Origin of the sequence: Beduini sp. (genome assembly GCF_047239305.1) — a bacterium.
Lineage (GTDB): Bacteria > Bacillota_I > Bacilli_A > Erysipelotrichales > Coprobacillaceae > Beduini.
Genome location: NZ_JBKTEM010000030.1, coordinates 1 through 5,057, shown reverse-complemented (window position 1 = coordinate 5,057; position 5,057 = coordinate 1). Strand labels below are relative to the sequence as shown.

Annotated in this window: 8 protein-coding genes and 1 pseudogene; all 9 read left to right on the top strand. The window is 35.7% G+C overall.

All coding sequences use genetic code 11. The annotated features are described in order from the left end of the window. Window positions 1–66 precede the first annotated feature (66 nt). Complete coding sequence (locus tag ACLRVU_RS15670) at window positions 67–156, top strand: PTS lactose/cellobiose transporter subunit IIA (RefSeq protein ID WP_306461009.1); 90 nt, start codon at window positions 67–69, stop codon at window positions 154–156. 285 nt (window positions 157–441) lie between these two features. Continuing rightward, the gene (locus ACLRVU_RS15665) at window positions 442–1,389 is read left to right on the top strand and encodes an alpha/beta hydrolase (RefSeq protein WP_412892390.1); all 948 of its coding nucleotides are present in this window, start codon (window positions 442–444) and stop codon (window positions 1,387–1,389) included. A gap of 9 nt (window positions 1,390–1,398) precedes the next feature. Beyond that, window positions 1,399–1,947 (top strand): flavodoxin family protein, encoded by a 549-nt coding sequence (locus tag ACLRVU_RS15660; RefSeq protein WP_002609850.1) that lies wholly within the window; start codon window positions 1,399–1,401, stop codon window positions 1,945–1,947. Further along, window positions 1,941–3,107, top strand: coding sequence for an iron-containing alcohol dehydrogenase (locus tag ACLRVU_RS15655; RefSeq protein WP_109771102.1), 1,167 nt, complete (start codon window positions 1,941–1,943; stop codon window positions 3,105–3,107). The genes ACLRVU_RS15660 and ACLRVU_RS15655 overlap by 7 nt, the downstream gene beginning before the upstream one ends. A gap of 50 nt (window positions 3,108–3,157) precedes the next feature. Next, window positions 3,158–3,349, top strand: coding sequence for a hypothetical protein (locus ACLRVU_RS15650; RefSeq protein WP_257271448.1), 192 nt, complete (start codon window positions 3,158–3,160; stop codon window positions 3,347–3,349). 333 nt (window positions 3,350–3,682) lie between these two features. Continuing rightward, window positions 3,683–3,745 (top strand): annotated as a pseudogene (locus ACLRVU_RS15645) (hypothetical protein); the annotation flags it as partial. A 1-nt stretch (window position 3,746) separates the two neighbouring features. Beyond that, window positions 3,747–4,070 carry a hypothetical protein gene (locus tag ACLRVU_RS15640; RefSeq protein WP_142692053.1) on the top strand — a complete coding sequence of 108 codons (324 nt, stop codon included), beginning with the start codon at window positions 3,747–3,749 and terminating at the stop codon, window positions 4,068–4,070. Between the two features lie 37 nt (window positions 4,071–4,107). Then, the gene (locus ACLRVU_RS15635; RefSeq protein WP_233105571.1) at window positions 4,108–4,341 is read left to right on the top strand and encodes an MATE family efflux transporter; all 234 of its coding nucleotides are present in this window, start codon (window positions 4,108–4,110) and stop codon (window positions 4,339–4,341) included. Window positions 4,342–4,510: 169 nt separating this feature from the next. Next, on the top strand, window positions 4,511–5,057 hold a 547-nt coding region (locus tag ACLRVU_RS15630), incomplete at its 3' end, for a cyclophilin-like fold protein (RefSeq protein ID WP_412892389.1).

Genomic DNA, 5,057 nt, shown 5'->3' with positions numbered 1-5,057 from the left:
CTAAAAAGAGGTTCATATAAAGAAACCGTTTTCAAAAAACTATTCAACTATATATAAAATTCCACCTTGGCACTCATTATGTTACATGCACAGGATCATTTGATGAATGCGATTCTAATGAAGGATATGGCAAATTCGATTATAAAGCTGAATTAGAAAGTAGCAGCTATGAAATAAACAATACTGCTGCAGGAAAATAAGATGAGGAGGCCGGCTTAGAAACTTTCTACCGGTGCTCTTCATCTTTTTCCCATAAAACTGAATGAATTTGGGCTGTAACGAGTAAGCAGACTTAAAAATCGAAAAAGCACTCATCCAGAAAATTTGATAAAATAAAGTTTGATATAACTTTTAAGCATATCAAACAATTCATAATAAGTATTTGATATAATGCTTGCAAAGTAGTATGTTATTAGTAGATAAAGAAAGAAGGTAGAAAACATGAAAGATAATTATATTTTTAAATTGGCTGAAACAGTACAAAGGGAAAGTGTTACCTATAAAAACAGATATGGATTCGTTGTATCTGGAGAATTATATACACAAAAAGATATGAATCAATCAAAGAAGTACCCTGCGTTGATTGTAGGCGCGCCCTATGGAGGTGTAAAGGAACAAGGCCCTGGTGTTTATGCGAATGAATTAGCACAGAGAGGATTTATTGTATTGACCTTTGATCAAACGTTCATGGGAGATTCAAATGGCGAACCAAGACATGTATCATCACCTGAGATTTTTACTGAAAATTTTAATGCTGCCGTTGATTATCTAGGTTTACTGAAGAATGTGGATAGAAATAAAATAGGTGTCATTGGTATTTGTGGTTCAGGTGGATTTGCTTTATCAGCAGCACAGGTGGATACTAGAATCAAAGCTGTCGCAACCACCAGTATGTATGATATTAGCTTTTCTACACGTGGAAAAGACCTGATGAGTAAAGAAGATTTGTATACTCTGAAAGATAAACTTTCTCAGCAGAGATGGACTGACGCAGAAAATGGATATCCTGAATATATACAAGTTTTTCCATTAGAACCAGCACAATCGATTCCAGAAGGATTGGATGCTACAGATGAAATCTGGTTTAAATTTTACGGAATGGAACGTGGACATCATCCTCATGCTAGAGGTGGATTCACTACCACGAGTTCTATGCCATTTTTGAATACAAGGTTGTTGAATTTTATAGATGAGATATCGCCAAGACCAGTTTTATTTATCGTAGGAGATCAAGCACATTCTAAATACTATAGCAAATTTGCTTATGAAAAGGCTGTAGAACCTAAAGAATTTTATGTTGTGGAAGATGCTGATCACATAGATCTGTATGATAGAGTTGATAAAATACCTTTCGATAAGATAACAGATTTTTTTGAAAGGTCTCTATAAAGGTGGAATATGAATATCATTATATTCAATGGTAGCCCTCATCCTAATGGAAATACAAATGCAATGGTTACAGCATTTGTTGCAGGTGCAAAAGAAAATGGACATAAAATTGACGTAGTTAATGTCTGTCAAAAAAACATAGCCGGCTGTCTAGCCTGTGAATATTGTCATAAGGCAGGCAAAGGAAACTGTATTCAAAAAGATGATATGCAAGAAATCTACCCTCTTTTGAAAGAAGCTGAAATGATAATTTTGGCATCTCCTGTATACTATCACAGTTTTACGGGACAACTTCAATGTGCGATCAATCGTATCTATGCTTTAGATAAACCGCAAAACCTAAGAAAAGCGGCATTAATTTTAAGTTCAGGCAGTGATGAGGTATACGATGGCGCCATCTATGAATATCAAAAGTCATTTTTAGAATATCTAAAACTAGAAGATATGGGTATTTTTACAGCATTTGATAAACAGAATAAGTCAGAAGAAATACTAAATAAAATGAGAGACTTTGGAAAGTCAATTATAAATATAAAAGAGGAGGTAACAGAATGTTAGGAAATTTTAGTTATGTAAATCCAACCAAGCTATACTTTGGAGAAGGATCCCTTGCAAGATTAAAGGAAGAATTACCCAAATATGGTAAAAGGGTTATGCTTATTTATGGTGGTGGCTCTATCAAAAAGAACGGAATTTATGATGAAATCATAAAAATATTGACAACTCAAGGAAAAGAAGTGTTTGAAGATGCTGGAGTAATGCCAAATCCTACAATTGAGAAACTTTATGAAGGCTGTAATGTTGCAAAAGAAAATAAGATTGATTTCATTCTAGCAGTTGGAGGCGGGTCTGTCTGTGATTATGCGAAAGCAGTATCGGTATCCGCTAATTGTGATGAAGATCCATGGAAGAAATATTATTTAAATATGGAAGATGTTGATTGTGATATCATCCCTGTAGGCTGTGTGCTTACTATGGTAGGTACTGGATCAGAAATGAATGGTGGTGCAGTCATTACAAATCATGAGCAGAAATTAAAAATTGGTCATGTGTTTGGTGAAAATGTATTTCCTAAGTTTTCAATTTTAGATCCGACATATACGTATACTTTGCCCAAATACCAGATGATTTCCGGTATTTATGATATATTCAATCATATCTGTGAACAATATTTCTCTGGAGAAGACGACAACGCAAGTGATTATATCAGTGAAGGACTGATGCGTTCTGTTGTTCACTCTTCATATATTGCATTGAAAGATTCTAAGAATTATGAAGCTCGCAGCAATATCATGTGGACAGCAACTTGGGCTTTAAATACGTTAATTGCAAAAGGAAAAACAACAGATTGGATGGTTCATATGTTGGGACAAGCTGTTGGGGCATACACCGATGCGACTCATGGCATGACACTATCCGCTGTTTCTATGGCTTACTACCGTCATATCTGTCCATACGGTCTAGAAAAGTTTGTGCGTTTCGCAATAAATGTATGGAATATTACACCAGATGGTAAAACACAGGAACAAATCGCTGAAGAAGGACTTTCTGCAATGGAAACATGGATGAAAGAACTTGGATTGGTTATGAATATCAAAGAACTAGGCGTTAATGAGAATATGTTGAATGGACTTGCAGATAGTACAATCATTATGGAAGGTGGATATAAGGTTCTTTCTCATGATGAAATTTTGAGAATATTCAAAGAAAGCATGTAAGTACATCTATAATGGATGTAATGTTTATGAATAAAGAAATTAGGAAACATATGACAACATTATTTCAGAGTAAGAGAAAAATCACTCTCAAAGGTAAGCTAAAAGCTGTTTGGAAATTGAGCATTCCAGCTATTCCAGCACAGCTTACTTCCATCATTATGCAGTATATTGATACTGCAATGGTAGGCGGATTGGGTGCTGATGCTTCCGCTTCGATTGGTATCGTATCCACCAGTACATGACTATTGGGTGGACTATGTATTGCGGCGGCATCTGGCTTTTCTGTACAAGGAGCACAACAGATAGGCGCAGGTGACAACAAAAAAGCACGTTTGATTTTAAAACACAGATTATTGATAACTATAAGCTTTTCTATTTTTTCTAACGATATTTGGAATCAGCGTTAGTACTTTCCTACCTAGATAGTTGGGAGCATCGAATGATATTTATAAAAATGCATTCCTTTATTTTTTAGTTTATGTAGCCTTACCTGCTCAACAATTAAATGTATTATCAAGTTCCATGTTACAATGCAGTGGCAACATGAAAGTTACTAGTATACTAAATGCTATCATGTGTGTCTTGGATTGTTATTTAATCTAATTCTAATACGATTCTATGGTGTACTAGGGGCGGCTATTGGAACAGCTTTATCACAGATCATTATTGGCAGTTGGATGTTTTGGTTTGTCTGTTCATTCTAAAGTTCTAAAAATCAATATCTCTGGGAAATTTTCTATAGATAGATCTATCGTAAAAAATGCCATTTACATAGCTTTTCCTATGGCTTTAGAGCATACTGCTGTTTGTGGCGCCATGATTTGCGTAACACGTATCATTGCTCCATTAGGTACCATCGCTATTGCAGCGAATTCTTTTGCGGTTACAACAGAAAGCCTGTGTTATATGCCTGGATATGGTATAGCAACAGCAGCTACGACTTCAAAGTATAGGAGCAAATGAAAAAGAACTTGCAAAAAGCTATTCTAATATTGCTATATTGTTTGGAGCGCTACTTATGACAGGTATCGGTTTATTGATGTACGTTGACTGTCCTTTTCTTTTTCAGATGTTAACCTATGATCTACGAGTACAGAAACTAGTAACGGAAGTGTTAAGGATAGAGTCATTTGCCGAACCACTTTATGCTGTATCAATCGTAGCATCAGGAGCTCTTAGGGGTGCAGGAGATACCTTCATACCAAGTATCATGAACTTGGTCAGCATATGGTGAGATCGTTTGACACTATCCCTTATACTTGTAAAAGGATGGGGATTACATGGTGTATGGTTTGCTATGTCCAGTGAACTATGTATACGTGGATTGCTTCTACTATATCGTCAACAGAAGGGCAACTGGTTAAAGAATTTCTAGAGCAATAAAAATGTGAGGAGGACAGTGCATGAAAAAATTCTTATCAATAATGTTAGCGGTGTGCTTTCTACTAACGATCACAACAGGGTGTGAGAGTAATCGTCAACAAGCAGATGAAAAGAGTAGTACCAATACTATGGAAACCAAGAAAGAAGAAAGTGATATGCAAATTCAGATACAAGGAGAAAATGATGAAACCGTTATTTTTCAATTAAATGATTCTACTGCAGCTAGCTCCTTATACGATCAGCTTCCAATGACGATCGATGTGGAAGATTATAGTGATGATGAAAAAATATTTTATCCTGATAAAAAACTTGATACCAGCAAGACACCGATGGCAAAAGGTCCAATTGGTACACTCGCCTATTATGAACCATGGGGAGATGTTGTTATGTATTATGATGATTGCGGTGGAGCTAGTGGTCTATATGCACTCGGAGAAGCAATCTCTGGCATTGATCAAATTAGCCAATTGAGTGGTTTAATTGAAATCACAAAATATTCAGAAAACACAAAACAGGATGATGATATGGCTAAGCAAAATGAAGACACACAACCAACAGTAAAAAAAG

Coding starts and splice junctions, on each gene's coding strand:
- ACLRVU_RS15665 (WP_412892390.1), top strand. CDS start 442: ATGAAAGATAATTATATTTTTAAATTGGCTGAAACAGTACAAAGGGAA.
- ACLRVU_RS15660 (WP_002609850.1), top strand. CDS start 1,399: ATGAATATCATTATATTCAATGGTAGCCCTCATCCTAATGGAAATACA.
- ACLRVU_RS15655 (WP_109771102.1), top strand. CDS start 1,941: ATGTTAGGAAATTTTAGTTATGTAAATCCAACCAAGCTATACTTTGGA.
- ACLRVU_RS15650 (WP_257271448.1), top strand. CDS start 3,158: ATGACAACATTATTTCAGAGTAAGAGAAAAATCACTCTCAAAGGTAAG.